Genomic DNA, 26,129 nt, shown 5'->3' with positions numbered 1-26,129 from the left:
TGCAGATGCCCGCCCCACGGGGCATCTGCGTGCACACCCTACGACATCACGGCGACACGCGATCGTCCGTCACGCTGCTCGATTACTCGCGATCAGGCTGCAACGAGCTCGCTCACCTGTGCGAGCAACTCGAAGGAGCGTAGCCAGGATGCTCGATCGGACACCCCGGAGGCGACGATCAGCTCGTCGGCACCCGTGCGCTCGGCGAATCGATCGAGGTAATCCCTGACCATGTCCGGCGTACCGACTGCCGAGTACTTGGTCATGTTCGCGATCTGTTGTCCTGCCGGCGCTTCGAGGACCATGTCGGCTTCTTCGTCGGTGAAGGTCCGGCCCCGTCCGAGCAGCAGGCTGACGCGGCTGCGCTTGGTGCGGAGGAACTGCGCCTGCGCGTCGGCGAGCGAATCCGCCGCGATCACGTTGACACCCACGATCAGATGCGGCTCGGCAAGCTGTGCCGACGGCTGGAAGTCACGGCGGTAGATCTCGACGGCCCGTTCGAGCGCATCGGGTGCGAAGTGCGAGGCGAAGGCGTAAGGCAATCCGAGTGCTGCGGCGAGCTGAGCACCGAACAGTGAGGATCCCAGAATGTAGAGCGGCACCTCGGTGCCGGCACCCGGCGTTGCGCTCACCCCGGGAATCAGCGACTCCGTCGACAGATACCCCTGCAATTCCTGGACATCCTGGGGAAAACGATCTGCGGACGCGGGATCGCGGCGCATCGCCCGCATCGTCACCTGGTCGCTTCCAGGGGCGCGGCCCAGGCCGAGGTCGATCCTGCCCGGGTGCAGCGTCGCCAATGTGCCGAACTGCTCGGCGATGGTCAGCGGCGCGTGATTGGGGAGCATGATGCCGCCGGACCCGAGTCGGATCTTCTCGGTGTGTGCAGCGACGTGGCCGATGAGCACCGACGTAGCGGACGACGCGATCGACTTCATGTTGTGGTGCTCGGCGTACCAGATGCGTCGGTATCCCCAGTTTTCGGCGTGCTGAGCGAGCGTGACGCTGGCGTCGAAGCTGTCGCGGACTGATTCACCCTCGCCCACATGAGCGAGATCGAGGATTGACAGGGGTACGGACACGGTGGGGGCCAGCCTTTCGTTCGTCGAGCGCGCGGCAAGGGAAGCCGCATAGATGTGTAACGGCGTGGGGCGGTGTTCTATTTCTCGCGGCCTTCACGCGCAGTACAGCGCCGACGACGGCGCGGCGTGGGGAGACGCTCCGAGTGTGCGTGGACCGTCCGGTCTTCGATGCGTTAGCCTGTCGTCCACGTGGCCTCGGGGGGAGGCCGCAGCGAGTTCAGTTGTGGGGGCGCAGCCGTGGGGGCGGATCGATGAGTACCGTGCGCTTCGTTCGCGGCGCACGCAGGGGAGTGCCCCGGTCGCCGGGCGGTGAGGTCGATCTGCAGCCACCACCCGAGATTCCGCGCGCAGTTCCCGGCAATTTGCTGATGAAGCTGATGCCGTTGGTGATGGTCGCGGCGATGGTCGGCATGGTCGCGCTGATGTTCACATCGGGTGCAGCGGCCAACCCGATGATGCTGATGTTCCCGGCCATGATGCTGATGTCGATGGTGGGGATGCTGGCGGGCGGCGGCAAGTCCGGTGGAGCCCGTACGGCCGAGGCGAACGAGGACCGTAAGGACTACCTTCGATACCTCGATCAGCTGCGCCGCGACGTCGCCGAGACGGAACGTGCGCAGCGCAGGGCCCTCGAATGGAGCCACCCGGCACCTGAGTCCCTGTGGTCGGTTGCCGGAACGGAGCGAATGTGGGAGCGGCGACAGTCGGATCCCGATTTCGCTCATGTGCGGGTCGGCCTCGGTGATCAAAGGCTGGCCACCCGTCTGGTGCCGCCCGAGACAGGGCCGGTGGAGGAGCTCGAGCCAGTGTCAGCGGTGTCGCTGCGCCGTTTCGTGCGGGCTCATTCGGTGGTGTCCGCGCTGCCGACGGCGGTGTCGCTGAGGGGCTTTGCTGCGCTGTCGATAGCAGGCGATCGCGACTGTGCCCGAGCAATGGTGCGCGCAATGTTGACCTCGCTGTGCAGCTTTCACGGCCCCGACCACGTTGCGGTCGCGATCGTCTGCGGCCCGGACACCGTGGAGCAATGGGAGTGGACCAAGTGGCTTCCACACACGCAGCACGACGCTCTACGAGACGCAGCCGGGTCGGCTCGGATGATCTTCGGGAGCTTTCTCGAACTCGAGAGTGCACTGGGCGATGTGCTCGCCTTGCGAAATCGGTTCGCACGCGGGGCAGTTCCGGTTGCCGGTGTCGTTCAGCTGGTGATCGTGGTGGACGGCGGACTTCTCGACAACAGGTCGACCGACCTCACCGACACGGGCCTCGATTCCGTCACGATCATCGACTTGTCCGGTCTCTGCCCCAGACTCGCTGCGTCGCGCGGTCTCCAGTTGTTCGCCGAGAACGGATCGATCGGTGCGGTGAGCGGGACCGCTGTCGAGGTGTTCGCCGTCGCGGACTCGATGAGTACCACCCAGGCGCACGCCGTGGCCAGACGCCTCTCGCCGTTTCGCGCACCGTCCGCGTCGTCGGTGGTCGATGCCTCCGGCGACGACGGGGTGCGGGTCTCGGGATGGAACAGTCTGGTCGGCATTGTCGATGTCGGTGCCCTCGATACGGATCTGGCCTGGAGGACGCGTCGCGGCCGCGACAGACTGCGGGTGCCGATAGGTGTTGCACCCGACGGTAGCTCGGTGGAGATCGATCTGAAGGAGTCTGCCGAGAACGGCATGGGTCCGCACGGATTGTGCATCGGTGCAACGGGTTCCGGGAAATCGGAGTTTCTCCGCACGTTGGTGCTCGGATTGGTGACGACGCACTCGCCCGAGCAGCTGAACCTGGTGCTCGTCGACTTCAAGGGCGGCGCGACGTTCGCAGGCCTCGAGTCTGCACCACATGTCGCCGCGGTGATCACCAACCTCTCGGAAGATCTGGCGCTGGTGGATCGAATGCGCGACGCGTTGGCCGGCGAGATGAACCGTCGGCAAGAGTTGTTGCGCTCGGCCGGAAACTTCGCGAACGTCTCGGACTACGAGAAGGCGCGCGCTGCGGGGGCGAATCTGGCACCGATGCCCGCTCTGTTCGTGGTGGTCGACGAATTTTCGGAGTTGCTCAGTCAGCAGCCGGAATTCGCCGAGTTGTTCGTTGCGATCGGCAGGCTCGGGCGTTCACTGCACATGCATTTGCTCCTGGCCAGTCAGCGCCTCGAAGAGGGCAAACTGCGCGGTCTGGACAGTCACCTGTCGTACCGGATCGGCTTGAAGACGTTCTCCGCGAACGAGTCTCGCTCGGTGCTCGGAGTTCCCGACGCATACCACCTTCCCGCGCAGCCCGGTTCGGGTTACCTCAAGTGCGATTCTGCCGAGATCGTCAGGTTTGCTGCGGCCTATGTCTCCGGTCCCTACGAGCCGCCACGGTCCAGTGCCGGTGCACGTGCCGTGCTGGGAGCCGACGTCAGACCGAGGGCATTCACTGCCTATGCGGTACCACTCGATTCGATCGATGTCGGCCGTATCCAGGCCGCGCAGGCTCCCGTGGACGAACCGGAGCCGGTCGAGTCCGAGAATGCCGGTGAAACGGTGCTCGATGTGGTCGTCGGACGAATACGCGGGCGTGGGATGCCGGCCCACGAAGTGTGGTTGCCACCGCTCGATGCTGCTCCCACGTTGGCACAGCTGCTGCCCGAGTCGGTCCTGACCGGGCGCATCGATACACGTACCGACCTGCGTGCCCCGATCGGAATCATCGACCGGCCGTTCGATCAGCGCCGCGATCTGTTGACCGTCGATCTCTCCGGTGCAGCCGGTCACGTCGCTATCGTCGGAGCCCCGCAATCAGGGAAGTCGACGGCCCTTCGGTCGTTGATCCTGGCCCTGGCCATGACGCACTCACCCGCGCAGATCCAGTTCTACTGCTTGGATTTCGGTGGCGGAACGCTGGCCGGTCTGGCTGATCTTCCGCACGTCGGATCGGTTGCCAACAGGCTGGACGTCGATCGGGTTCGGCGGACCGTGGCCGAGGTTGCAGGCGTAGTGCGGCAGCGGGAAAAGACTTTCCGTGATCGTGGAATCGACTCGATGGCGGAGTTTCGCCGTCGACGCGCGACGCAACCGGTCGATCCCGAAGATCGGTTCGGGGACGTCTTTCTCGTCATCGACGGGTGGCCGTCCATCAGATCCGACTTCGAGAACCTCGAGCAGTCGATTGCCACCTTGGCTACCCAGGGCCTCGCCTTCGGTCTGCATCTGATCCTCACGGCGTCGCGGTGGGCCGAAGTTCGTCCTGCGACCAAAGATCTGATCGGCACCCGATTGGAACTGCGCCTCGGTGATCCGTCGGATTCGGACATGGGCCGTGCGAAGGCGGCGAGTGTTCCGGAAGGTCGGCCCGGCCGGGGTATGACCAGGGAAGGTCTGCACATGTCGATTGCGCTTCCTCGAGTGGATCAGCGCAGTTCCGTCGACGATCTGTCCCGCGCTGTCGGTGAGTCGGTCGCTGCGATCTCCGTAGCATCCACGGGAACCCCTGCGCCCAAGGTTCGGATGCTGCCGGAGTTGCTCGAACGGACGGCTGTTCTCGCGCAGCTCGGCGATGCGTGGCCTCGAACGCGTGGTGGCACTCCGGAACTCGGAGTTCCGATCGGCATCGACGAGGCCGAGTTGGCACCGGTGGTGCTCGATTTCGCAGAGAATCCGCACTTCGTGGTGTTCGGCGACAGCGAGTGCGGCAAGACCTCTCTGCTGCGCGGGATCTGTCGATCGCTCACCTTGGCCAATTCGTCCGATCGGGTCAAGATCATCGTGGCGGATTATCGCCGAACTCTGCTCGGCACAGTCGATTCCGATCATCTCGCCGGCTACGCGGCCTCACAGGCGACCTTGACGAGCATGATCGTCGATCTTGCCGGTCGTATGAGCGACCGCATGCCCGGCTCCGACGTGACCCAACAGCAGCTTCGCGACCGGTCCTGGTGGGACGGTCCGGAGGTGTTCGTCGTCGTCGACGATTACGACCTGGTGGCTACGTCATCGGGAAACCCCCTGGCCCCGTTGGTGGAACACCTTCCGCACGCACGAGATATCGGACTGCACGTCATCGTGGCGCGTCGCTCGGGCGGCGCAGGCCGGGCACTGTTCGACCCGGTCATCGGTCGGCTACGCGATCTGGTGACACCGGGTCTGGTGATGAGCGGAAGCCGCGACGAGGGGAACCTGCTCGGGACGGTACGGCCCAGTGCCATGCCGCCCGGACGTGGCGTGTTCGTCAATCGCTCCGGTCAGGCTCTCGTTCAGCTCGGGCATTCCAGTTGACCGATTCGTGGCGCTATGCGGCAGTGCATCTGGGGTACACCGAGATCTCGGTCGTCGCGACGAGCGGCCCGCTCGAGGGACCGCGAGAAAGCGTCGGCTCGGCATTCGCAACGGTCGAAGGTGGCCGCCTCGTGTTCGGTCGTGCCGACGCAGTTGGGGAGATACCGCCCCTGCTGTGTATCGACGACCCGTCGATCGCAGTGGGCAACTCGGTATGGAACCGAGGAGAAGTGCTGCACGGGATCGTGTGGTCGGCACTGCAGAGCGTCGGTGTGCACGACGGGCTCGACGTGCTCGAGATCGCGTATCCGTCGATCTGGGGCGACGAGCGCACGGGTTTCCTTCGCGCTACGTTCGCGGCGTCGGCGAACGAGGTGGTGCTCGTGGAGACGGCCGCGGCGGCGATCGAGTCTTCGGGTGAACGTGCGCCGACCGCCGCGGTCGTCGTCGAAGTGGGTGCTCTCGATACGTCCGTGCTCGTCATCGACGCGTCGGGGGCGCACGGCGGTGACACCGGCGCCGTCGTCCCCTTCGGTGCAGGCGATGACGATGCCTGGCGGCACGCTGTCGGTGACTACATTCGTTCGTCGGTCTCGCACTGCCCGGACGAGGTGTTCGTGGTGGCGCCGCCGAACGGTGGAGCCGACCTCGTCGTCGATCGCAGCACCAGGTGGCTGACCGGACTCGATATCGCCAGGTCGCTGTATCGGCGGGCCGGCGCGGATCTCGATCCGGCACCGTCCGTCCGTGCCGTGACGACTCGGTCGGCGGCGTGGCTCGACGACGTCACCGTGCCGCCCTCTCGGCGGAATCCGGCCTTCTCTCGAATCGCGGTCGCAGTCGGCACCGCGGTTGCCGTCGTATCGGTATGTGCCGCGGTCTTTTTCGTCTCCCTTTCGCCCGATCGGGTCGAAATCGAAGCAGCGCAGCCTTTTTCGCCGATCTCGGCCCCGAATGGCAGTGTGTCGGTGTCTGCCGTCGATGCGCCGCCGGCGACCACGTCGACGGAGGCACCTCCACCGGTCCGAACGGCGACGTTCGTATCGGGACGGGCTTCGATGCGATTGCCGGCCACGTGGACGAGGCTGGACGACCCGGATCGCATGGTGTTGATTCCGCCGACTCCTCCCGACCGTCGCATCGTTGTCACGGTGGCGGACCTGACGCCGGGTTCGACGCAGGAACAGGTGGCCGCCGAGCTCCGGACGGCCATCGATGCCCGAGGCCCGGGTTCCACTGTCGGGTCGCTCGAATCCGTTCGCGATTTCGGCAGTCGGGTCGGGATCGCGTACACGGAGACGCCCATCGACGATTCGACGGTGCTCTGGCGGGTGTTCGTCGAGTCGGATCTGCAGGTCAGTGTCGGGTGCCAGTTCGAGGGCGACGACTCGGCGGTGATCGACGCCGAATGCGATCTGGCCACGCAGAGCCTGGAGATCGTCCCGGCGTCGTGAGAACCGACCACAGTTTTTCGAACGCAGCCGGAACCGAACCGAGGGGTTGCTGCGTCCAAGGAGATGTAGGGGAGTGAGCAGGCCGGACAAGGCCTCTCGGTCGAACAGCACGTGTGCCGCGGGCGCACGTGATTCGAGTAACGAGTACAAGGAGTCGAAGTGGGATATCCAGGGGGACCGGAATCTACGGGTTCGTCGAACGGCGTCACCGTCACACCGCAGGAGCTCGTCGCTGCCGGAGCCACGATCGAGGGACTGAGCGTCTCGATCAACGCCTCCAACTCAGCGGTTCGCTCCATCGTCGAGCAGACCGCCGAGGCCTGGGTCGGCAAGGCAGGCAAGTCGTTTCAGGATGTGATGGCGCAGTGGGACACCAGCGCACAGAAGATGCGCAGCGCGTTGGAACAGATCTCCGCGGACATCAAGACCAACGGCCACGGCTACTCCGACGCCGACGACGACAACGTGTCGGCCGTCAACCAGGTGGCAGGGTCCCTGAACTCGGGCCTGTCTTCCTTCAAGTAACCCCTCGTATCCGGTGACCACGAGACAAACCACACGACCGAGCTCGACCAAGGAGACTGATCCGACATGAAATACGACTTCGCGCAGATCGCGGCGTTGACCGAGGCGATGAACAAGCAGGCGAACGTGACCAAGGACCTCCTCGGGGACGTCGACAGCACTGCCAAGCGGCTCTACGAATCGTGGGAGGGTGACGCGATGACGTCCTACTACGAGCTTCAGCGCCAGTGGAACTCTGCATCCGACGAGCTCAATCTCATTCTGTCGAGCCTGGTTGCGGCCGCCCGCACCGGTGGCGAGACCATGCACGGCGTCGAGATGGCCAACAAGGCGCGAATGGCTCGCTGATTTCTCGACGACCTTCGGGCGAGACGCACAGAGGAAGTTCTGCCCCGACCGAGAAATTCGGTCGGGGCAGATGCCGTTTCTCGGCATCCGAGCCCAACTCGGGGTCTACTGGTTCGGTGACGGATTTCGGAGCAGCACTCGCGGCCGAGCGGTCTCGTTCCGAGCATCGACTCGAGTCCCTGCGGGACGAACTGGCATCGGTGATCGAAGGATCGCGGTGGACCACCGACGACGACGAACACGATCCGGAAGGGTCGACGATCGCGTTCGAGCGAGCGAAGATCGCGGCGCTGATAGACGACGCCGAGTCGGAGATGCGCGAGATCGACGCGGCGTATTCGCGGCTCACCGCCGGGACGTACGGCATCTGCGACAGGTGCGGCACCGAGATCCCGGCGATCAGGCTCGAGGCACTCCCCGCCGCCCGTCGATGCGTGCAGTGCGTGCGTCTGCGCTGAGACGTTTTTGACCTGGGGGACCACTGCCGGTATCGTCTCCCGTTGGCGTGTATGGGCTCGCTGCGTTTTCTTGTGCGCATCGAGCTCTTGTCCTCGGGTCTCAACTGGCCGCCGAGGGCATCCACTCGTCTTGGCCAGCAGCGACATCATGAAGACAGGAATTTTCTGTGTCTACTTACGCCCCGAAGGCCGGGGACACCACCCGGACGTGGCATGTGATCGACGCCACGGACGTCGTGCTCGGACGCCTCGCCGTCCAGGCCGCGACTCTGCTCCGCGGTAAGCACAAGCCCACCTACGCACCCAACGTCGATGGTGGCGACTTCGTCGTCATCATCAACGCCGAGAAGGTTGCCATCAGCGGCAACAAGCTCGACGGCAAGTTCCACCACCACCACTCCGGCCACCCGGGCGGTCTGAAGTCGCGCTCCACCCGCCAGGTGCTCGAGAACAACCCCGATCGTCTCGTGGAGAAGGCCGTCGTCGGCATGATCCCCAAGAACAAGCTCGGTAATGCCATCGCGAGCAAGCTGAAGGTCTACGCGGGCCCCAATCACCCGCATGCCGCCCAGCAGCCCGTTCCGTTCGAGATCAAGCAGGTGTCCCAGTGACGGCGCCGGAGGGAAATGACGTGACGTCGCAGGAGAACATCGAAGAGATCGCCGCTGACGAGTTCGTGGCCGTCGAAGAGCCTGAGGTGACCGCGGACATCGAGGCCGCTGCTGCCGCTCCGGCCCCGATCGTGTTCGATCGTCCGATCCAGACCGTCGGTCGCCGCAAGGAAGCCGTTGCTCGTGTTCGGATGTCCTCGGGCACCGGTGGTTTCAAGCTCAACGGCCGCACCCTGGAGGATTACTTCCCGAACAAGGTGCACCAGCAGCTGATCAAGGCTCCTCTCGTGCTCGTCGATCGCGCGGAGTCCTTCGACATCGTTGCCCTGCTGCACGGCGGCGGACCGTCGGGACAGGCAGGCGCATTGCGTCTGGCCATCTCGCGTGCGCTGATCGAGCTCACCCCCGATGATCGCCCGCCGCTCAAGGCAGCCGGCTTCCTCACCCGTGACGCCCGTGCAGTCGAGCGCAAGAAGTACGGCCTGAAGAAGGCCCGTAAGGCGTCGCAGTACTCCAAGCGCTGACGCGTCTTACCCGTTCCATCCTCGAGGGCAGGCTCCAGCAGTATCGGATGCCTGCCCTCGAGGCATTTCTCACGACACATTCTCCGCTCGAAGGAGTTCCAGGTTCATGGCGCGATTGTTCGGCACCGACGGGGTTCGCGGATTGGCAGGCGGGCTTCTGACCGCAGAGCTGGCGTTGCAGATCGCGAGGGCTGCGGCCACCGTGTTGGCACCGAACATCGACGGCGGCAGACGTGTGGCAGTCGTGGGTCGTGATCCGCGCATCAGTGGAGCGATGCTGGGTGCCGCAGTGTCGGCCGGACTCACCGCCTCGGGCGTCGACGTGATCGACGTCGGGGTGCTTCCTACGCCGGCGCTTGCTTACCTGACCGCCGAATACGGCGCAGCGCTCGGTGTGATGATCTCGGCATCCCACAATGCGATGCCCGACAACGGAATCAAGATCTTTGCTGCGGGCGGACACAAGCTCGACGACGACGTGGAAGACCGCATCGAAGCCGCTCTCGATCCCGACGCGCGCTCCGAGAACGACGGACCTTCGTTCGACGCGACCGGTGCCGCGATCGGTCGAATCGACGTCGCCCAGGACGCGGCCACCCGGTACATCGAGCACTTGGCTGCGTCGGTCTCACATCGGCTCGACGGTGTCCGTGTTGTGGTCGACTGCTCGCACGGTGCCGCCTCGGTCGTCGGGCCCGAGATCTACCGACGGGCCGGCGCAACGGTCGTGACGATCAACGCCGAACCCGACGGCATCAACATCAACGACGGGTGCGGATCGACGCACCTCGAGGGGCTGCAGAAGGCCGTCGTGGAGCACGGTGCCGACCTCGGTATCGCCCACGACGGAGATGCCGACCGCTGCCTGGCCGTGGACGCATCGGGGTCCGTGGTGGACGGTGACGCAATCATGGCCGTTCTGGCCATTGCCATGCGTGACGCGAACGAGTTGACCGACAACACGTTGGTTGCCACAGTCATGAGTAATCTCGGTCTGCACATTGCGATGCGTGAAGCCGGAATCACGTTGCGTACCACGGCAGTCGGGGATCGCTACGTGCTCGAGGAGTTGCGTCGCGGCGGCTTCGCGCTCGGCGGCGAACAGAGCGGTCACGTGGTGCTTCCTGCCGTCGGCACAACGGGCGATGGCATCGCGACTGCGCTGCGACTGATGGAGCGGATGGCGCAGACCGGTAGCAGTCTCGCGGATCTGGCGTCGGCGATGCGGACCCTGCCGCAGGTGCTCATCAACGTGCGAGTGACGGACAAAGCGGCAGTAGCCTCGGCACCGTCGGTATCGGACGCAGTGGCCGTGGCCGAGCGCGAGCTCGGCGAATCCGGTCGAGTTCTGTTGCGCCCCAGTGGTACCGAACAGTTGGTGCGAGTGATGGTCGAGGCATCCGAGCTCGACGTGGCGACCCGGCTCGCCGAAGAGCTGGCGGGCCGGGTCGCGTCGGTCTGACGTCTCAGGCGGTGAGTTCGCGCAGCGCTGTCAACTGCGCGACGCGTCCAGCGGTGTTCTCGGCCAGCGGCGCGACGTTGAGGGTGGTGACACCCGCTTCGGCGAAGGCAGCGACCCGTTCCTTGACGTAACTTTCCGGGCCGATGAGGTTCACTGCGCGTGCCAGCTCGTCGGGGACCGCAGCGGCCGCTTCCTCTTTCTTGCCGGCCAGATACAGGTCCTGGATCTTCTCGGCCTCGGCCTCGTAGCCGTAACGCTGGGCCAGCGAGTTGTAGAAATTCTTGCCCTTGGCACCCATGCCGCCGATGTAGAGCGCGAGGTGTGGCTTGACCCAGGGGAGGTACTTTTCTGCGTCCTCGCCGATGGCCAGGGTGGGACTTGCGAACACCTGGAGTTCGCCGAGCGACGGATCACGCTTGGCTTTGCCCGCAGCGAGCGAATCTCCCCAGACGTCGGCTGCCTTCTCGGGGAAGTAGAAGATGGGTTGCCAACCCTCGGCGATCTCGGCGGTGAGCTCGACATTCTTGGGTCCCAGAGCTGCAATGACGACTGGAATGCGATCGCGCACAGGGTGATTGATGAGCTTGAGGGGTTTGCCCAGTCCAGTGCCCTGGTCGGCAGGTAGTGGGATCTGGTAGTGCTTGCCCTGATACTGCACCTTCTCGCGACGCCAGACCTGGCGGCAGATCTCGATGACCTCGCGGGTTCGTGCAATCGGTGCGTCGTACTTGACGCCGTGGAAGCCTTCGACGACCTGCGGCCCGGATGCGCCGAGTCCGAGTACGAAGCGGCCCTCCGATACGTAGTCGAGACCGGCAGCGGTCATCGCGGTCAGTGACGGTGTCCTGGTGTAGATCTGGAAGATGCCGGACGCGATCTTGATCGTGCTCGTCTTCGCTGCGAGGAATCCGAGTTGGCTGACGGCGTCGAACGAGTAGGCCTCGGGCACGAAGATGATGTCGAGACCTGCCTTCTCGAGCTCGGCGACCTCGGCAACCGTCTCGTTGAAACCACCGCTGTAGTTCAGCATCGTTCCGATGTGCATGGGACTCCTCGTTCGGTGAGCAGCTCGGGCAGCTACTTCAGGTACCTGTTACTGACATTTCACATCGGGACGTTACCGCTCGCTGGGGAACCGATGTGCGTCGGCGCACGTCATAGTGAGAAAGGGGCACATCGAGGGCGAGACGGGGACGTATGAGTGAGGGATTCTGGGTGGACGCGGTCCGCGTTCGCGGAGTTGCAGAAGCCTTGGCGGTATCGGCAGACGCACTCGGCAGTGCGGCGGATTCGGTAACCGACGCGGGCTTCGGGGCGGCCGGTGCCGGACGGAACTACGGCGACCTCGGCGCTGCGTACACCCAGGCTCACCACGGACTCGGCCGGGCAGTCGAATCGTGGAGATCCTCGGTCGAGGACGTCTCCAACGCCATCGTCGCTGCCATGAACGACTACGAGGGCCAGGACGACACGACAGCAGATGCGATCGAGTCGCCTCGATGACGCCTCCTCCCGTCGCTTCGGAACAGAACTCGTCGATAGACGAGATTCTCGATGCGAACGCGACAGGGCTGCTGCACTTCGAGCGATTCCTGCCACTCGTTGCCCGGGTATCGAGCAGCGAAGAGTTCCCGAAGTACGAGCAGATACGGGCGAGGTACGACGAACAACGTGGCTTGAATCTCGGCGCGCTCGGCAACGATGCCGACGCGGTCGAAGCGATGTCTGCAGTACTCGGCGATCAATTCGAGGAACACGTTCAATTGCGCCGGGTTCTGCAGATGCGGTGGCACGGCGAGGCAGGCGACGCCGTGCAGATCTATCTCTCGGCCGAACAACAGACAGCGACCGAGTTCCTGACATTGATCGAGGACTCACACCAGACGATGTCGGCCGCCGTCGATGTTCTTCGCGACGCAGTCACCGACAAGGCAGAACTGTTCGGAGGACTCGACATCGATGCGGTGGACGGTCGAACCGTCGACGAGATCGACGCGATCCTGCTTGCTTCGGGAATCGAATGCCTTCCGTTCGATCGAGAGTCGGTGTTCCCTCGGTTGGCGGGGGCTTTCGAGGAACTGGCCGAGCGGGCTCGAAGTGCGGATGTATCGGACGAGTTCGCAGCCGAGGTGGGTGAACGCAGTAGGAAGTGGATCCACGAGCAGTTCGTCCCGAGGATGAAGACCACCTGTGATGCTGTGCTCGACGCGTGCACATCGACGGATACCGCCGTTCGAGACAGTCTGGCGTTGCTGGTAGATGTTCTGGGCGATGTGCGCGACCCGTCGTTCGGTGATCTCGACGAGCGGAGTTGGGCAACTGCACCCGGCGCAACGTCTTCCGAACCGTGGCAGGCAACCGACGGCTCGTCGGTAACGCCTCCGGCGACGGTATCTGCTCCAGCGACATCGGCAGCTGGTACGGCACCGTCGGCCGCGGCTTCGAACGCCGGTGCACCCGTGTTCGCGGGAGGTACCGACTCGTCCGGTTTACGTACCTCCGACGACGCATCTGCTGTCCAACTCGACGAATCCGTGAACCGACTCGTGGATCGGGTGGTCGCCGAGATAGTGGACCGCGTCGACGAAGCGTTGAGCACTGCGGTCCCAGATGACCGCAGCGCTGATGACGGCAGCGACGATGACCGTGGTTCCGACGCCGTCACGGCTCCGTCCACTGCGGAACCGGCCGGCGTATCAGGAGTGCAGGACGATCCTGCCGGCCCGGGAACAGAGTCGGTGCCGCCGGAGCAGTCGTCGGTGCCGGAGCAGTCGTTGCCGGTCGACCCGCGCTCGCCCGGGGCCGCCGATGAGCGCGGCCATCTCGAGGCCGAGCTCGATGGGCATCGCGCCCGCATCGCACTCGCACACGACGGCACTGTGACGCTCCGACTCGAAACCCCAGGGCCGGGTGTTCGCTCGTTTGCATTGAGAATCGGCCCGTTCGGCCTGCCCGAGATCGTCGAGGTACCCGGTGCTGCAGACGGCGAGGACGCGAACCAGCCGTCGATACCGGCAGCAACGCCACCGTCCGAACCGGTGACGCCGACCGAACCTGTCCCGCCGTCCGGCTCTGCTCTTGCCGAGCCGGTACCTGCCGAGCCGATACCTGCCGAGCCGGTACCTGCCGAGCCGGTACCTGCCGAGCCGGTGCCGAGCCAGGGGCCATCCGATTCGATGTCATCCGATGCGCAGGCGCAGTGTCTGCCGGAATCGCCCACTCACGCGCCGACCGTCCAACAGGATGCAGATGCGGACGCGGCTGAGCACCATCCGTCAGCCGCGCAGCATCCGGTGTCGGCAGATATCCCGCGTCCTCCGGCCGAAACACCCGATTCGAGCACAGGTGCCGGCTTGAGTGAAGCGGGAACACTGTGAGCGCAGACGGCGGGTGGCGGCGTGAGCTGCATCGAATACGCGACGAGCACCGTGATGCGATGGCGCGTGCGGCCGAGGCGCTCCGGCAGGCTCAGACGCCCACCGCGGTATCGGGCCATCACGACCCGCATGCCGTTTCCTCCGTGGACCCGGACGTCGAGCCGACTCGTGGCTCGGTGCTGCAGCCGGCTCACCTGGACCGGCGAAAGCCCGTACCGCCTGTCGAGACCGAGCCCGAAGAACGGCCGCGAACCTGGCTGGTCTGATCCGGGACGGGTCAGAGCAGAATCAGCCTCGTCCGAGCAGAGCCTTGATCGACGCGGTGGCCTTGGGCTTGGGCTGGGCATCGAGCGGCGCGTTCGGATCGACCGCTCTGGTGCCATCGATTTCACCTGCCGATCCGGCCAGCTCCTCGTAGTCGGAGTCTCCCGTCAGGTGGAACAGCAGGAACGCGGTCAGCACGGCCCGGGTGCGCTGCTGGGTCTTGCGGTCGGAGCTGTTGATTCCCAGTGCGCGGAGCATTCGCCGGCCTTCGACGAATCCGTCTGCCGTCGAGCCGTCGATTCGGCGGAGGACGGATGGTCCGTACCAGGCCTTGGCGAGAGCCAGTGAATTGTCGTTGAGCGAATCGGCGTTCGAGCTGTCACCGACGACCAGTCCGGGCACTTCGAGGCCTGCGGCGGCGTCCTCGGACGACGGTGCCGTCGGAGCCGGGAAGAGGGCGGCGACGGCCTTGATGTCCGATCGCCGAGACGCTGCGAGAACAGCGGTCCCGGCACCCATCGCGTGGCCGGCTGTGGCGAGTTTCTCCGGATGCACGCTGATGTTGCCTGGGCCCAGACGCACGCCGGTCATGATGTCGAGCACAGTGCCGAGATCGGTGGCGAGTCCACGGTGCGAGGGCACGAGACCACGCTCGGTGTCCGGTGCCGCCGCGACGATGCCCCAGGACGCCAAATGCATCAGTGTGTCGGTGTATTGGCCGGGTCGGAGCATCCAGCCGTGCGCGAAGGCCACACCGGGCAGGCCGAAGCCCTCGGCCGGGGTGTAGACGACACCGGGTTGGCCGGCGAGGGCAAGGTTGCCTCGCAGCACCTTGTGCGGGCCACGCTTGGAGAGAGCAGATGCCAGCTTCTTCGGTTTCGCCACGAGAGATGACGCTACCGAACGCGGGCCGGTGAGGGGGACGGGGACACGTCGACCCGAGCGAATGGGTCGTGCGCGCCCAGCCGAGTACCCTGAACCACCATGTGCGGAATCGTGGGTTATGTCGGCCACCGCCCAGCTCTGGGTGTGGTTATCGAAGCGCTTCGGCGTATGGAATATCGGGGCTACGACTCTGCGGGTATCGCAATTCTCGACGGAGCGGGAGCCACGGCCGTCGAACGCAAAGCGGGTCGGTTGGCAAATCTCGAAGCCGAATTGGACGACATCGGTACCGATACGTTCGTCGGAACAACCGGGATGGGACACACCCGGTGGGCGACGCACGGCCGTCCCACCGACCGCAACGCCCACCCCCACCGCGATGCGTCGGGCACCGTCGCCGTGGTGCACAACGGCATCATCGAGAATTTCGGTCCGCTTCGGGCCGAATTGGAAGCGGTCGGAGTCGAGTTCCTGTCCGATACCGACACCGAGGTTGCAGTGCACCTCGTGTCGCGGGCCTACACGGAAGGCCCGACCGCGGGTGACTTCGTGGCCAGCGCCAAAGCTGTCCTGCGTCGACTCGAGGGTGCGTTCACCCTGGTGTTCACCCATTCCGATCACGCCGACACCATCGTTGCGGCACGCCGGTCCACGCCGCTGGTGTTGGGCGTCGGCGACGGTGAGATGTTCCTCGGTTCCGATGTCGCAGCGTTCATCGAGCACACGCGCGACGCCGTCGAACTCGGCCAGGATCAGGTAGTCGTCATCACTGCAGACGGATACGACATCAGTGACTTCGAAGGCAACGAGGCGCAGGGGCGCCCGTTCCGAATCGACTGGGACCTGGCGGCCGCCGAAAAGGGCGGTCACGACTACTTCATGCTCAAGGAGATCCAGGAGCAGCCGGCCGCCGTGGCGGATACGTTGCTCGGCCACTTCGACAACGGTCGGATCGTGCTCGACGAGCAGCGGTTGTCCGATCAGGAACTGCGCGACGTCGACAAGGTGTTCGTCGTGGCTTGCGGCAGCGCATACCACTCGGGTCTGCTCGCCAAGTACGCGATCGAGCACTGGACGAGGCTGCCGGTCGAGGTGGAACTGGCCAGCGAATTCCGCTACCGCGACCCGGTCTTGGATCGATCGACCCTGGTCGTGGCCATCTCGCAGTCGGGCGAGACCGCAGACACCCTCGAAGCCGTGCGGCACGCCAAGGATCAGAAGGCGCGTGTACTCGCCGTCTGCAATACCAATGGTTCACAGATTCCGCGCGAGGCCGACGCCGTCCTCTACACCCGGGCAGGCCCGGAGATCGGCGTCGCGTCGACCAAGGCATTCCTCGCTCAGGTGACCGCGAACTACCTGGTCGGTCTCGCTCTGGCGCAGGCGCGCGGCACCAAGTACCCCGACGAGGTTGCCCGTGAATTCGCCGAACTCGAAGCCATGCCCGAGTTGGTGCAGCGAGTTCTCGAGACGGTCGAGCCGGTCCGGGCGCTCGCCCGCGAGCTGTCGACCGCGACGACCATTCTCTTCCTCGGTCGACACGTCGGGTACCCGGTCGCACTCGAAGGCGCGCTCAAGCTCAAGGAGCTCGCGTACATGCACGCGGAAGGCTTCGCGGCGGGCGAGCTCAAGCACGGTCCGATCGCGCTGATCGAGGACGGCGTCCCGGTGATCATCGTGATGCCCTCGCCCAAGGGCCGCGCGGTGCTGCACTCGAAGATGTTGAGCAACATTCGTGAGATCCAGGCGCGTGGTGCGCGGACCGTCGTCATCGCCGAGGAAGGCGACGAGGCAGTGCGGCCGTTCGCCGACAACTTGATCGAGATACCGGCCGCCTCGACGCTGTTGCAGCCGTTGCTGTCGACGATCCCGTTGCAGGTGTTCGCTGCCGAGGTCGCCCAGGCGCGGGGTTACGACGTGGACAAGCCGCGCAACCTGGCCAAGTCCGTCACCGTCGAGTAGCGCTCGGCATGCGCGCCTACTACACACCAGAGCAGATACGGAATGCGGAAGCGCCGCTACTGAATTCCTTGCCGAACGGCGTTCTCATGCGTCGCGCAGCCTACGGATTGGCCACTGTGGTGGCAGCCGAGCTCACGGCGCGCACGGGCGGCGTCGTGGGACGGCGCGTGACGATTGTTGTGGGGACCGGCGACAACGGCGGCGACGGTCTGTGGGCTGGGGCATATCTGCGTCGGCGAGGCGTCTCGGTGTCCGCGCTGCTCCTCGACCCGGCGCGAGCGCATGCCGAAGGGCTCGAGGCCCTGCGCTCGTCGGGTGGACGGGTGGTGACGCAGTGCGGGCCGGCCGACGTCGTGATCGACGCCATCGTGGGGATTTCGGGTAAGGGGCCTCTTCGCATCGACGCGGCTGAGGTCGTCGGGCAGATCACCGCACCGATCGTGTCGGTGGACGTACCCAGTGGTGTGGACGCCGAGACCGGTGCCGTGTCGGGTCCGGCCGTGACGGCGGACGTGACCGTCACCTTCGGTGGCCGTAAGCCTGTCCACGTTCTTGCCGTACCGCGTTGTGGGCGAGTCGAACTGATCGACATCGGGCTGACCCTTCCCGATCCGGCGATAGCGTCCTTCGAGCCTGCCGACGTCGGGCAGATCTGGCCGATTCCTACCGCCTCGGACGACAAGTATTCGCAGGGCGTGGTGGGAATCCTCGCCGGCAGCGCGACGTTCCCGGGTGCCGCACTGCTCTGTGCAGGAGCCGCGGTGGCAGCCACATCCGGGATGGTCCGCTACGTGGGAAGCGCAGGTGCACAGGTCGTTTCACATTATCCGGAGGTCGTCGCCGCTCCGGATCTCGACGCGGTCGGGAGAGTCCAGTCGTGGGTGGTCGGTCCAGGCTTCGGCACCGACGAGCCCGCGGCGGAGACAGTGCGCCGGGTGCTGGAATTGGATCTGCCGGTCGTCGTCGATGCGGATGCGCTGACTATCCTGGCAGGCAACGCACAGTGGGTGACCGGTCGCACCGCACCCACCCTGCTGACCCCGCACGCCGGAGAATTCGCACGCTTGACCGGGTCGGACCCAGGCTCCGACCGAGTGGGAGCGGTACGTGATCTTGCCGCACGCTGGGGTGTGACCGTGCTGCTCAAGGGACGCGCAACGATCATCGCCGATGCCGACGGCACCACCTTCGTCAGCGACGCCGGGGGATCGGCCGCATCGACCGCCGGATCCGGTGACGTTCTCTCCGGCATCCTCGGGGCCTTGCTCGCGTCGGGAATGACGCCCTCCACCGCAGCCGCCTGCGGGGCAAGAGTCCACGCGCTCGCCGCAGCCCGCGCGGCACATGGATCAGGCGGGGAGTTCGCGGCACCGGTGTCGGCGAGCCCGCTGTGTGCGTCCATCTCGGACGCGATCCGTACCGTGCGCTCGCTCACAGACGGGTCGAGATAGTTTCAGGTCCCACGCGGGCCACCGGGTGTGTCACGAGTTGTGCCACCCTGATCCGTCGTATGCCCGGCTCGGATGGCACTATCGAATGTTGTGAGTATCGGCTGCGGTGACGAAAGGACCGGTTCGGGCGCCGTGGCGTCCGTCGACCTCGACGCAGTGGGCCACAACGTGCGCGTCTTGCAACAGTTCGCCGGCGACGCTGCCGTGATGGCGGTGCTCAAGGCCGATGGGTACAACCACGGTGCCAACGAAGTCGCACACGCCGCTGTCGCAGCAGGCGTGCAGGAGATCGGCGTCACCACTATCGGCGAGGCCCTCGAACTCCGCGCAGCGGGAATCGGCGTTCCCGTGCTGGCATGGCTGCATCGAACGGATTCCGATTACGATGCCGCGATCACTGCACAGGTGGGTATCGGGGTGTCCACGGCAGCCCAGCTCGACTCCGTGGTGGCGGCAGCGCGCAGAGTCGGTCGACCCGCAGACCTCTCGCTCAAGATCGATACCGGGCTCAATCGCAACGGGGTTGCGGAAGCAGATCTCGATGTCGTTCTGGACGCAACGGCGGCCGCCGTCGCGGAGGGAGCCGTGCACTTGGTCGGCATGTTCTCGCACTTGGCCTGCTCCGACGAACCGGAGCACCCGGCCAACGACGCCCAAGCCCAGCGGCTTCGCGACGCCGTGAGTCGCGCCACCCGGCGCGGAACGCCTCCCACCGTCGTCCACCTGTCCAACTCGGCGGCCACGTTGACCAGACCCGATCTCTGTTTCGACATGGTCCGTCCGGGTATTGCTCTGTACGGTTTGTCGCCCGTTCCGCAGTTGGGAAATTTCGGTTTGCGGCCGGTGATGACCCTGTCGGCGCAGGTGGCGAATATCAAGAAGGTGAGCGAAGGTGAATCGGTGTCGTACGGATACACCTGGACCGCCCAGGCCGACACCGTGGTCGCACTCATCGCTCTCGGATATGCCGACGGCGTCGTTCGCAGGCTCAGCGGGCGGTTCGAAGTGACGATCGCAGGTCGGCGTTTTCCTTCGGTGGGCCGAGTCTGCATGGACCAATTCGTCGTCGACCTCGGCGGCGACGGTTCGGGTGTTGCGGTCGGAGACGAGGCGCTACTCTTCGGGCCAGGGGACAGGGGAGAGGTGCACGCCCAGGATTGGGCAGATGCGCTCGACACAATCAACTACGAGGTCGTCACCGGCATTCGTGGACGTGTTCGACGACAGTTCGTCGGCGCGCGCTCAGGGGAGGCGACGGAATAGATCATGCTCGGATTGCTGGAGAGTATTGCAATTGTGGTGCGCGAGACGGCGTTCCGATCCAACAAGGACCCGTTGGCCACCGAGAATCTCGATCTCATGGACGCGGACCGCGGCAGTATCGTCACCGCGGACGACGGTGTGCCACTGGCGGTGCGCGAAGTCGGCCCGACCGACGCCGAGCTGACCGTGGTCTTCGTGCACGGCTACTGTCTGCGTACGTCGTCCTGGCATTTTCAACGACGTGCACTCGAACAGCAGTGGGGTTCGACGATTCGTATGGTCTTCTACGACCAGCGCGGCCACGGTCGCTCAGGGGTGCCGAGTCCGGACAGCTGCACGATCGGCCAGCTGGGCCTCGATCTGGATGCGGTGATTCGCTCGGTCGTGCCCAAGGGGAACATCGTCCTGGTAGGTCACTCGATGGGCGGAATGTCGATCCTGTCCATGGCACGGCAACGGTCGGATGTGCTGCGCCAGCGAGTCATCGGCGCGGTGCTGATCTCGACGACCGCTGCCGGTCTCGCACAATCCGGGGTCGGTCGTAGTCTGCAGAATCCGGCGGTCGACGCGTTTCGCCTCGCGGTACGGACCTCGCCCGGTGTCGTGCAGTTCGGCCGTGGTGCCGTACGTGCACTCATCTCACCGATATTGCGTGCAGCGTCCTACGGAACCAGGGTTTCTCCGCGTTTGGTGGCATTCTCGCAATCGATGATCGACGACACCTCTGTTGTCACGATCGTCAATTTCCTCGAGACACTCGAGTTGCACGACGAGTCCGAAGCCCTTGTGGAGTTCGAGAACATTCCGGTGTCGGTGGTGTGCGGCGACGAGGATTGGATCATCCCGTTCGCCAGTTCCGAGGCGCTGGCGCAGGCGCTGCCACGTTCGGAGACGGTGCGCGTCCGACAGGGCGGCCATCTGGTTCAGCTCGAGTTTCCGGAACAGGTCAACGGTGCGATTCTTCGGCTCGTGGCCCGAGCGTCGGAAGCGGCAGGCAAGAAGCGACGGTGGGGCGTTGTCTGACGTGCTGTTGACACTGCCGGTGGAAGCCGAATTGGTCACTGCCGCAGACACTGCCGAGTTCGGCGCACGGTTGGCGAACGTTCTGGTGGCCGGTGATCTGGTGATTCTCGACGGTCCGCTGGGCGCAGGGAAGACAGCGATGACCAAAGGTATTGCCGCAGGTCTCGGCGTGCAGGGACGAGTGACGTCTCCCACCTTCGTCATTGCCCGTGAGCATCGGCCCGGGCCGCGGCCGCATGGTTTACCGCCGGTTGCGCTCGTGCACGTCGATGCCTATCGGCTCGGGATGACCGGCCAATCGGCACTCGACGAACTCGATGCTCTGGACCTGGACACCGACCTCACCGATGCGGTGGTCGTGGTCGAGTGGGGTGAGGGTTTGGTAGAGAAACTGACGGACGGACACGTCTCGGTTCGGTTGGTGCGTGACCCGGAATCGGATGTTCGACGCGTGAGCGCTCGCCGTGTCGGCGACGTGCCGTTCAGCCCACCGCCGGCGTGAGCAGCGCAACCAACTGCGCTCGGCCCCTGCTGATCCGGCTTTTGACCGTCTGAATCCCGACCCGCTGGTGGGCGGCGATCTCCGAATACGACAGATCGGCGAATTCCCGAAGCACAATTGCCTCGCGGAAATCCTCCGGGAGCTGAGCCAGGGCCGATCGAACTGCGTCGACGTCTGCCACCCGATCGGCCGTGGGCGAAGACAAGTCCGGCAGGTCGATACCCTCCGGCGAGTAATCGAGGACTTCCTTGCGTCGACGGATCAACGAGAGCGATGCGTTGGCAGCGATGCGGTGCAGCCACGTGCTGAACTTGGCGTCACCGCGGAAGCGGTGCAGATTCTGCCAGGCCGAGGTGAGAGTGTCCTGTAGGGCGTCCTCGGCGTCGTGTCGATTTCCGGTGATCTGCAGGCAGACTGCCCAGGCGTGAGTGCGATGTCGACCGACCAGCTCGCCGAACGCAGCACTGTCGCCCTCCCGGCACAAGGCCAACAAAGCACCGTCGTTCATACATGCTCCCCCAACACAGGACTAGTCGGTCTGTTTCTGTTCCCGAGGTAATGATATCGCTCAGCGGAGGCATCGTCTCGCCGCCCCCTGAGGCGGATGGAGTCGTTCGACTACGGTCCGAAGGCGGATCCGTCGCCCAAATCGATGTCGTCCGTACCCCAGTGCCCGCCGTCATCGTGCTCGTGGCTGTGATGATCGTGCTCGTCGGGGTGATGATCATTGCCGTCCAGGTGCGACGATCCGTGATCCGGCAGACCGTCGTGGGAAGGATCGTAGCCCCCGGCGGTGTCGGAATCGGTGTCGTCGTCCGGGTCGGGTAGCAGCACGTCCTGCGCATCGAACACGACATCCGTGTCGTCCATGATCGGGACCACCACGTCGTCTACGGGGGGAGAGTCGGGATCGAGCGCGTGGGCAAGCGCTGCCGACCAGACATCGGCAGGTGGTGCCGGTACGACGACCGATCGGTCGAGGCCGAGAATGTCGAAGACGCTGTCGCCGTCGCTGCTCACTTCACAATCCTCTCGTCCCTCACGAGTATGCACTCATATTCAGACAATCAGGTCAGCGGGATGAGGGCCCACAGCTTGGGGGCCAGCGCGGCGAGGCCGGGATCGACGGAGGTGGTGTCGGCGAGATCCGGATCGGTGTTGTCTGCCACCAGCATCTCGTGATCGGAGTCTGCCCAGGCATTGTCGAACTCGTCGATGGATATCTCGAACTGGTTGCCGTCCGGATTGCCAGGATCGGACAAGATCACCACGCCGCGATCCTCGTCGATGCCGGCGACGACCAGTGCGTGATCGGGAGTGTCGTCCTCGTAGGTCTCGGTACCGGGGTACCAGATTTCACCCGAGTCGACCATGGCGATGACGCCGTACCCTTCGGACAGCTTCGCCTCGAGATCCTGCATCGAACTGCTCTCCAGATGACACGGAACTCCTTGGTCTTCCATCAGGATCTCCATGTCGGCGGACGTCATACCCATGGACGGATCGTTGTTGGGAAACAGGCCGAGCTCGAGGGCTCGATCGACCAACTGTTGGGGGTCGGTGATGTTCAGTCCGGTGTACTCGGACACCACTTGAGCGATGGACGACGGCCCGCAATAGCCGTCGACCTCCTGGAAGAACCAATCTGCCGTCCATGCCGTCGGGGTGCCGTAGGAGCCGTCCTCGGGCACCGGAGCGCCGTCCGCCGGCAGCGGAACGTCCGCGGGCTCGGGGGTAGGAGGCGGGACGTCGGCCGGCTCGGGCACGAGTGCCGGCTCAGGATCGGTCTCGGGCTCGGGAACCACTGCAGGCGCGGGTGATTCGGCCGGTGGATCGCTCAGGTCCGGTACCGAAGGGTCGGGGACTCCCGGCGCGGAATCCGGGGTCATCGACGGCATGTCGGGCATGGCCGGTGCCGACACCGCACTCGGAGAATCGACGTAGTCCATGGAGGGCATCGTGGGCATCGACGGTGCTGCCAGGGTGTCGCCCAGGGAATGGTCGACGCCGTCCGAGTAGTCGTCGGTGTCCGTGTCCGTGTACGTGCCCGATGCCGCGTCGTGGTCCGCGGAGGTGTCGGTGAAATCGAAGTGCTCGTTCATCTCGGTCTCTTTCGTCTGGGATCAGGAATGAACGCGGGATCAGGCCAGGTCGGGCGTGGGGTTGAAATCGCCGGACTGATCGGTGTCGATGTAGACCTCGTCCGCGTATCCGTCGCCGTCGGTGTCGACTCCGAGGTAGTCGAGTGTGCCGTCGCCGTTGGTGTCGAGCAGGACGGTGTCGATCACGCCGTCCCCGTCGGTGTCGAGATCCACCTCGTCCGCCGTGCCGTCGCCGTCCAGATCGAAGATGGCCGTGTCGGCTTTGCCGTCGCCGTCGGTGTCCATGCGGGTCTCGTCGGTGACACCGTCACCGTCGAGGTCGGTATCGACGATGTCGAAGCGACCGTCGCCTGCACTCGACGTCTCGACGACGTCCGCCACTCCGTCTCCGTCGTAGTCGTGCAAGATCTGATCGACGGTTCCGTTGCCGTCCAGGTCGATCTGCGTGGTGTCGACGACGCCGTCGCCGTCGAGATCGCGATGCGAGACGTAGGGATCGGCGCTCTCCGTCGGCGCGTTCGGTGCGGGGGTCTCCGGTGCGGCAGGAGCCGCCGTGTCCTTCGGGGCCGCAATGTCTTCGGGGGCCGCTGCGTCTTCGGGGGACGATCCGGGTTCGACGAACTTCGCGTCGTCGGGGTTACCGGTCACCTGAGGGTTGCCCGACGTCGGTGCCGAGGCCTCGTCGGCGGTGGTGTCGGTGGAAGTGGGGTCCTGAGGAGGCATCTCGTCATCCTTTGCTGAGGTCGGTTGGGCAATCGGTAATGAGATGCACCGACGTTGTCGGATGTTCCCGGCGCGTGAAAAGAATTGGGAAGTCGCCGAATTCAGAGCAGACCGACGGTGCGGAGAAATTCCAACGCCTCGTCGTTCGTGGCCAGCAGAGTGAACTCGGCGGAGAGCCCCGTGCCGGGGTCGAAGTATTCGGCTGTACTGGTGGTCAAGCTGTAGCCGGTGCCGTAGACGATCTTGGAATTGGGAGCCGCACCGTCGATCACGATGTCGCCGGGTGCGAGCGGGTAGTCCCTCACCCCGGCGAGATTTCGCTTGACCTGCTTGGCGTCGACGAAGGCGGTGAAGTCGTGGGTGGATCCGTAGGTATCGGTGAAGTACCGGTCCAGAGGGTTCGGCGAATTCAGCGTGCACCGTGCTACCAATCCGCCGGTGTCGGTGAAGTCGGAGTTCTCGCAATTTTTCACTGCGTCATCGAGTGCGCTGGGTAATGCTGCACGAATGCTGTCGACATCCGAGGCGAACGGTGCGGCTGCGGTCGTTGTGACACCGGTGCTTCCGGCTGCCGTGGACGAGTCCTCGCTGTCCGGGCCCAACACCAGATACCCGGCAACGATGGCACCGACGACCACAACCGCGCCCACGGTTGCGGTCACCATCGTGCGGATGTTCGGCTTCCTGGCAGAACGGACGACCGGAGGCGTGCTGACCGCCGGCCGTGGCTGTGTAGCGGGGGACTGGGCGATAGTCGGGCGGGCGGCCGCAGGCGGTGTCTCGTGCGGCCGGTGCGCAGCGGCGATCAATGCTCCCTGTGCGACAACCGTTTTCGGGTCGTCCAGGGTAGCGATGGGCCCCAGGGCGGCGAGACGCTCGTGAATCTGCGGAACTCGTGACGATCCGCCCGTGAGATACAGCGCCGACAGCTGCGTACTGGTTCCGGCGTCGGCCAGCGCCTGCCTGGTCAGCTGGACGCCGCGCTCGACGTCCTCGGCGATGAGCTCGTCGAACTCGTCGCGCGTGATGTAGAGCGTCTCCTGTTGTCCATTGCCCGTCACCGTGACCGAAGCCGACGGCGTCGACGACAGCAGCTCCTTGGCGCGCCGGATGGAGTCCTCGAGGCTGCGGGTGACGTGCATCGGGGCGGATCGTCGAATGAACTCGAGTAGTTCGGGGTTACGGTCGAGCAGCTGATCGTCGACCCAGCGACGGAGCTTGGCGTCCAACGACTTTCCGCCGAGTGTGTTGTCCCCGCGGGCCGCGATCACCTGGAAGGAGCCGTCGGTTGCCGAGAGAACGGCCACGTCCAACGTTCCACCGCCGAAGTCGAACACGGCAATTCGGGTGCCGGGTGCCATGGCACCCGAGCGTGAGTAGTAGTGCGCCGCCGCCCTCGGCTCCGACACCAGGCTCACGCGAGTCCCACGAAATCCGACGCGGGCCGCGGCATCGAGCAGAATATCGATCTCGCGCGGCGACCAACCCTCAGGATGCGTCAGTACCAGATGATCCGGCGGCGATCCTCGGTGCATCGAGGTCGCCGCGCCGATAACGGTGTGCAGCACCGCAGCGGCCGGCACTGCCGACGGAATGTCGTATCCGTTGACGGTCAGCACTTCCTGACCGATCACTCGCTTGGGAGAAGCGACGAATGCGCCGGGGTTGGTCTCGGCGCGATTGATCGCGACATCACCCACCTCGATGGAGTGCGGTGATTCCACGAACACCGCCGAAGGCATCAGGTTGCCCTGATGTGTCAGGGCCACTACCTCCACGGAGTCCGATCCGGAATTCGTGTGTGCTGCCGCCGTGTTCGACGTACCGAAGTCGATGCTCAGCATCCAACCGGTCATTGTTCTG

General features: G+C 65.1%; 24 protein-coding genes. 16 read left to right on the top strand and 8 right to left on the bottom strand.

Annotation, left to right across the window (positions count from 1 at the left end):
* Positions 1–92: 92 nt before the first annotated feature.
* Positions 93–1,082: an LLM class flavin-dependent oxidoreductase gene (locus O4220_RS22095; protein WP_269607653.1), complete on the bottom strand. Its 990-nt coding sequence runs from the start codon at positions 1,080–1,082 to the stop codon at positions 93–95.
* 251 nt (positions 1,083–1,333) lie between these two features.
* On the opposite strand from O4220_RS22095, the gene eccCa reads away from it, so the two are divergent.
* The 8 genes from eccCa (at position 1,334) to glmM (ending at position 10,714) form a co-directional block, all read left to right on the top strand.
* The gene (gene eccCa, locus O4220_RS22090) at positions 1,334–5,332 is read left to right on the top strand and encodes a type VII secretion protein EccCa (protein WP_269607652.1); all 3,999 of its coding nucleotides are present in this window, start codon (positions 1,334–1,336) and stop codon (positions 5,330–5,332) included.
* Positions 5,329–6,786, top strand: coding sequence for a type VII secretion-associated protein (locus O4220_RS22085; protein WP_269607651.1), 1,458 nt, complete (start codon positions 5,329–5,331; stop codon positions 6,784–6,786). Before eccCa ends, O4220_RS22085 begins: the two co-directional genes overlap by 4 nt.
* A gap of 159 nt (positions 6,787–6,945) precedes the next feature.
* Positions 6,946–7,311, top strand: coding sequence for a WXG100 family type VII secretion target (locus tag O4220_RS22080; protein ID WP_032376662.1), 366 nt, complete (start codon positions 6,946–6,948; stop codon positions 7,309–7,311).
* A gap of 66 nt (positions 7,312–7,377) precedes the next feature.
* The gene (locus tag O4220_RS22075) at positions 7,378–7,659 is read left to right on the top strand and encodes a WXG100 family type VII secretion target (protein WP_032376663.1); all 282 of its coding nucleotides are present in this window, start codon (positions 7,378–7,380) and stop codon (positions 7,657–7,659) included.
* A 116-nt stretch (positions 7,660–7,775) separates the two neighbouring features.
* Positions 7,776–8,117 (top strand): TraR/DksA C4-type zinc finger protein, encoded by a 342-nt coding sequence (locus O4220_RS22070; protein ID WP_269607649.1) that lies wholly within the window; start codon positions 7,776–7,778, stop codon positions 8,115–8,117.
* Positions 8,118–8,284: 167 nt separating this feature from the next.
* Entirely contained in the window at positions 8,285–8,728 is a 444-nt protein-coding gene (gene rplM / locus O4220_RS22065; protein WP_027496344.1) for a 50S ribosomal protein L13, read from the top strand.
* Positions 8,725–9,252 (top strand): 30S ribosomal protein S9, encoded by a 528-nt coding sequence (gene rpsI, locus O4220_RS22060; RefSeq protein WP_032376665.1) that lies wholly within the window; start codon positions 8,725–8,727, stop codon positions 9,250–9,252. Before rplM ends, rpsI begins: the two co-directional genes overlap by 4 nt.
* Before the next feature lie 106 nt (positions 9,253–9,358).
* A complete protein-coding gene (gene glmM / locus O4220_RS22055; RefSeq protein ID WP_269607645.1) occupies positions 9,359–10,714 on the top strand; it encodes a phosphoglucosamine mutase in 1,356 nt (451 codons plus the stop codon).
* A 4-nt stretch (positions 10,715–10,718) separates the two neighbouring features.
* Here the strand turns inward: glmM and O4220_RS22050 are convergent, their stop codons facing one another.
* Entirely contained in the window at positions 10,719–11,759 is a 1,041-nt protein-coding gene (locus O4220_RS22050; protein WP_032404679.1) for an LLM class F420-dependent oxidoreductase, read from the bottom strand.
* Positions 11,760–11,911: 152 nt separating this feature from the next.
* On the opposite strand from O4220_RS22050, the gene O4220_RS22045 reads away from it, so the two are divergent.
* From O4220_RS22045 to O4220_RS22035, 3 genes are read left to right on the top strand one after another with little or no spacing between them, the layout of a single operon-like run.
* Complete coding sequence (locus O4220_RS22045) at positions 11,912–12,217, top strand: type VII secretion target (protein ID WP_269607643.1); 306 nt, start codon at positions 11,912–11,914, stop codon at positions 12,215–12,217.
* The gene (locus O4220_RS22040; RefSeq protein WP_269607642.1) at positions 12,214–14,091 is read left to right on the top strand and encodes a hypothetical protein; all 1,878 of its coding nucleotides are present in this window, start codon (positions 12,214–12,216) and stop codon (positions 14,089–14,091) included. Before O4220_RS22045 ends, O4220_RS22040 begins: the two co-directional genes overlap by 4 nt.
* Positions 14,088–14,357, top strand: coding sequence for a hypothetical protein (locus O4220_RS22035; RefSeq protein ID WP_269607641.1), 270 nt, complete (start codon positions 14,088–14,090; stop codon positions 14,355–14,357). Before O4220_RS22040 ends, O4220_RS22035 begins: the two co-directional genes overlap by 4 nt.
* Before the next feature lie 22 nt (positions 14,358–14,379).
* On the opposite strand, the gene O4220_RS22030 is transcribed toward O4220_RS22035, so the two are convergent.
* Positions 14,380–15,240, bottom strand: coding sequence for a dienelactone hydrolase family protein (locus tag O4220_RS22030; RefSeq protein WP_269607640.1), 861 nt, complete (start codon positions 15,238–15,240; stop codon positions 14,380–14,382).
* A 99-nt stretch (positions 15,241–15,339) separates the two neighbouring features.
* Between O4220_RS22030 and glmS the strand changes: the two genes are divergently transcribed.
* The 5 genes from glmS (at position 15,340) to tsaE (ending at position 21,441) form a co-directional block, all read left to right on the top strand.
* A complete protein-coding gene (gene glmS / locus O4220_RS22025; RefSeq protein WP_269607638.1) occupies positions 15,340–17,202 on the top strand; it encodes a glutamine--fructose-6-phosphate transaminase (isomerizing) in 1,863 nt (620 codons plus the stop codon).
* Positions 17,203–17,210: 8 nt separating this feature from the next.
* A complete protein-coding gene (locus O4220_RS22020) occupies positions 17,211–18,653 on the top strand; it encodes an NAD(P)H-hydrate dehydratase (RefSeq protein ID WP_269607637.1) in 1,443 nt (480 codons plus the stop codon).
* 72 nt (positions 18,654–18,725) lie between these two features.
* Complete coding sequence (alr, locus tag O4220_RS22015) at positions 18,726–19,916, top strand: alanine racemase (protein WP_269607635.1); 1,191 nt, start codon at positions 18,726–18,728, stop codon at positions 19,914–19,916.
* A gap of 3 nt (positions 19,917–19,919) precedes the next feature.
* The gene (locus tag O4220_RS22010; protein WP_269607633.1) at positions 19,920–20,939 is read left to right on the top strand and encodes an alpha/beta fold hydrolase; all 1,020 of its coding nucleotides are present in this window, start codon (positions 19,920–19,922) and stop codon (positions 20,937–20,939) included.
* Positions 20,932–21,441 carry a tRNA (adenosine(37)-N6)-threonylcarbamoyltransferase complex ATPase subunit type 1 TsaE gene (tsaE, locus tag O4220_RS22005; RefSeq protein ID WP_420030447.1) on the top strand — a complete coding sequence of 170 codons (510 nt, stop codon included), beginning with the start codon at positions 20,932–20,934 and terminating at the stop codon, positions 21,439–21,441. The genes O4220_RS22010 and tsaE overlap by 8 nt, the downstream gene beginning before the upstream one ends.
* On the opposite strand, the gene O4220_RS22000 is transcribed toward tsaE, so the two are convergent.
* The 5 genes from O4220_RS22000 to O4220_RS21980 all read right to left on the bottom strand — a co-directional run bounded on the left by O4220_RS22000 (position 21,422) and on the right by O4220_RS21980 (position 26,122).
* Positions 21,422–21,949, bottom strand: coding sequence for an RNA polymerase sigma factor (locus O4220_RS22000; RefSeq protein ID WP_269607631.1), 528 nt, complete (start codon positions 21,947–21,949; stop codon positions 21,422–21,424). The two genes, tsaE and O4220_RS22000, sit on opposite strands and share 20 nt — an antisense overlap.
* A 110-nt stretch (positions 21,950–22,059) precedes the next feature.
* Positions 22,060–22,461: a hypothetical protein gene (locus tag O4220_RS21995; protein WP_269607628.1), complete on the bottom strand. Its 402-nt coding sequence runs from the start codon at positions 22,459–22,461 to the stop codon at positions 22,060–22,062.
* 47 nt (positions 22,462–22,508) lie between these two features.
* Positions 22,509–23,543 (bottom strand): C39 family peptidase, encoded by a 1,035-nt coding sequence (locus O4220_RS21990; RefSeq protein ID WP_269607626.1) that lies wholly within the window; start codon positions 23,541–23,543, stop codon positions 22,509–22,511.
* 39 nt (positions 23,544–23,582) lie between these two features.
* The gene (locus O4220_RS21985; RefSeq protein ID WP_269607624.1) at positions 23,583–24,266 is read right to left on the bottom strand and encodes a hypothetical protein; all 684 of its coding nucleotides are present in this window, start codon (positions 24,264–24,266) and stop codon (positions 23,583–23,585) included.
* A gap of 101 nt (positions 24,267–24,367) precedes the next feature.
* Entirely contained in the window at positions 24,368–26,122 is a 1,755-nt protein-coding gene (locus tag O4220_RS21980) for an Hsp70 family protein (protein WP_269607621.1), read from the bottom strand.
* Between the last annotated feature and the right edge of the window lie 7 nt (positions 26,123–26,129).

This window comes from Rhodococcus ruber, assembly GCF_027270735.1.
In the GTDB taxonomy this organism is placed as follows: domain Bacteria; phylum Actinomycetota; class Actinomycetes; order Mycobacteriales; family Mycobacteriaceae; genus Rhodococcoides; species Rhodococcoides rubrum_A.
Note: the sequence above shows the minus strand (reverse complement) of the source record. Positions and strands in the feature narration are given on the sequence as shown.